This is a genomic window from Acidimicrobiales bacterium (genome assembly GCA_036399815.1).
In the GTDB taxonomy this organism is placed as follows: domain Bacteria; phylum Actinomycetota; class Acidimicrobiia; order Acidimicrobiales; family DASWMK01; genus DASWMK01.
On the sequence record DASWMK010000030.1, the window covers coordinates 1 to 2,237 of the forward strand.

3 protein-coding genes are annotated in these 2,237 nt (G+C 74.8%); 2 read left to right on the forward strand and 1 reads right to left on the reverse strand.

The genetic code is table 11. The annotated features are described in order from the left end of the window. A partial coding sequence (locus tag VGB14_02060; GenBank protein HEX9991691.1) for a hypothetical protein occupies positions 1-270 on the forward strand: 270 nt, incomplete at its 5' end. Next, positions 267-1,049, forward strand: coding sequence for a hypothetical protein (locus VGB14_02065; GenBank protein HEX9991692.1), 783 nt, complete (start codon positions 267-269; stop codon positions 1,047-1,049). The genes VGB14_02060 and VGB14_02065, both read left to right, overlap by 4 nt. Here the strand turns inward: VGB14_02065 and VGB14_02070 are convergent. Beyond that, positions 1,050-2,237, reverse strand: a 1,188-nt coding sequence (locus tag VGB14_02070) for a M14 family zinc carboxypeptidase (GenBank protein ID HEX9991693.1), incomplete at its 5' end; no start/stop codon positions are given.

Sequence of the window (2,237 nt, forward strand, 5' to 3'; positions counted from 1 at the left end):
CAGCGGGCCATCCGCGACGCCATGGCCGACCGGCCCAGGCGGGTGCTGGTGCGGGCGGCCGACGCCCGGCGCCTGGCCGCCGCGCTGGTCGGCGTCGACGCCGTGACCGGCGTGGTGGTGGACGGCGAGGCGCTCACGGTCGCCACCCTCAAGGCCGGCGACCTCGCCGTCGCCCTCCCCCGCCTGGCCAGGGACGCCGGCTGCCGGCTGCACGAGGTGCGCCCGCTCGACGAGTCCCTCGAGAGCCTCTTCCGGGAGCTGGTGCGATGACGGGCGAGGCGACGGTCCCCACCGCCGCTGGCACCCGCGGCCGCCGGCGCCGCTCGCCGTTCGCGGCCGTGCTCGGCTACACCCTGCGGGCCTGCCTGCCGCTCAAGCGGCGGCTGTTCCTGCTCCTCCCCTGCGGGGGCGCGCTGCTCCTCGGGCTGCTGTCCCTCGTCGACGCCGCCGACCGGGACGAGGCCCTCGCCGCCGTCGCCGACGTCGGCCTGTTCACGATCGTGCTGCCGATCGCCTGCCTGATGATCGGCGACGCCGTCCTCGGCGCCGAGGCCCGGTCCGGCACCCTCCCGTTCACGTGGCTGTCGCCGGTGGCGTTCCCGGTGATCGTGGCCGGCCGGTGGCTGGGCGGCACCCTGCTGGCCTGGATGACGGTCGTGCCCGCCTGCGTGCTGGCCGTGCTGGCCGCCGGCGTGCCCGAGGCCGTCGGGCCGATGGCGCTGGCGACGGCCGTCGGCGCCGCTGCCTACGTCGCCCTGTTCGTGATGATCGGCTCGGTCACCCGCCGGGCCGCCGTCTGGTCGCTCGCCGTCGTGTTCCTCGGCGAGCGCCTGCTCGGCGCGGCGCTGTCCGGCATCGCCCAGCTGTCGCCCACCTGGGAGAGCCGGGCCGTCTACGCCGAGCTCGGCCCCGACGCCGACGCCCTGCTCCGCGACGGCATCCCCCAGGGCTGGGGCGCCGTCGTCCGCCTCGCCATCATCACCGTCGTCTGCCTGACCGTGGCCAGCTGGCGCCTCGGCCGCCTCCGCCTGACCGGCGCCTCCGACTGATCAGCCGAGGGTGACCTCGGCGCGGACGGTGCCGGCCCTGGGATGGCGGGCCACGGCCCTGAACGTGCTGCCGGCCGGGGCCCGGACGACCCACTCGACCTTGGCCCGGTCGGTGGTCGCCTCGTTGGTGGGCAGCAGGCCGATCATCGGGCCGGTGAGGTTGCGGCCGGTGAGCTGGCCGCACTCGGTCCTCGCCTCGCCCATGAGCAGCTCCCCGCCGTCGGGCACCTCGGCCGTCACCACCAACGGCAGCACCACCTTGCGCTCCATGGCCCGCTCGGTGACGTTGGTCGGCAGCCAGCCGGTGTTCTCGACGACGAGGCGCACCCGCCAGGCGCCCTCGCCGGCCGGCGTGGCCTCGAAGGAGCGCACGGCCAGCAGGGGCGAGATCAGGCAGTGCCAGACGGCGAAGTCGCTGTGCGGGGCGATCTCCGCCTCCAGGCGGTCGAGGGGCGGGTTGCGCCACCAGTGCATGGCGTTCCAGCCGCCGAGCTCCACCTGGCCGAGCTCGGGGTGGTCGAACGGGTACCAGTCGACGAAGCCCTGGCCGCCCAGCTCCTCGTCGCTCCAGCGCAGCAGGGCCAGCTCGTCCTCGGCCGGGTGCTCCACGAACCAGTCGATGTAGCCCTTCACGTCGAGGCCGGCGGCCCGCTGCGGGCTCCACAGCTCGGTGGTCCACGAGTACACGCCCAGGTGGTCGTAGGCCCAGTCGTCCGAGCCCCCGCTGATCACCTCCTTCGGGTGGTAGCGGAACTCGTGGTACACGGAGGCCACCGGGTAGCCGGTGATGGCGGTGGCGTGGCGGCCGATGGCCTTGAACGTGCGGAGGTCGCCGACGGGCAGGTCGTCGTCGGGCTGCATCGAGTACGGCCGCAGGTGGACGCCGGAGTACGTGTGGTAGTCGATGTAGCCGCAGATGTTGGGCCGCTCGACCATGGCCTGGACCACGGCCCGCACCTCGGGCTCCGAGGTCGGGAACGGCCCGGCACCCCGCTGGTCGGACTCGGGCCGCCACCCGTGCGGGAAGTTGCGGTTGAGGTCCAGGTTCTCGGCGTTGCCGGCGACCCCGATCGTCGCCCCGTCGTAGTTGCGCACGCTGCCCTCGGTGAACAGGCGCCAGCGGGGGACGTCGTCGCCGGGCGGGTCGACGGGGTCGACGTGGACGAGCAGGCGGGGCTCGTCGGGATG

Excerpts from the sequence above, each read along its gene's own strand:
- VGB14_02065 (HEX9991692.1), top strand. The coding sequence starts at position 267 with ATGACGGGCGAGGCGACGGTCCCCACCGCCGCTGGCACCCGCGGCCGC.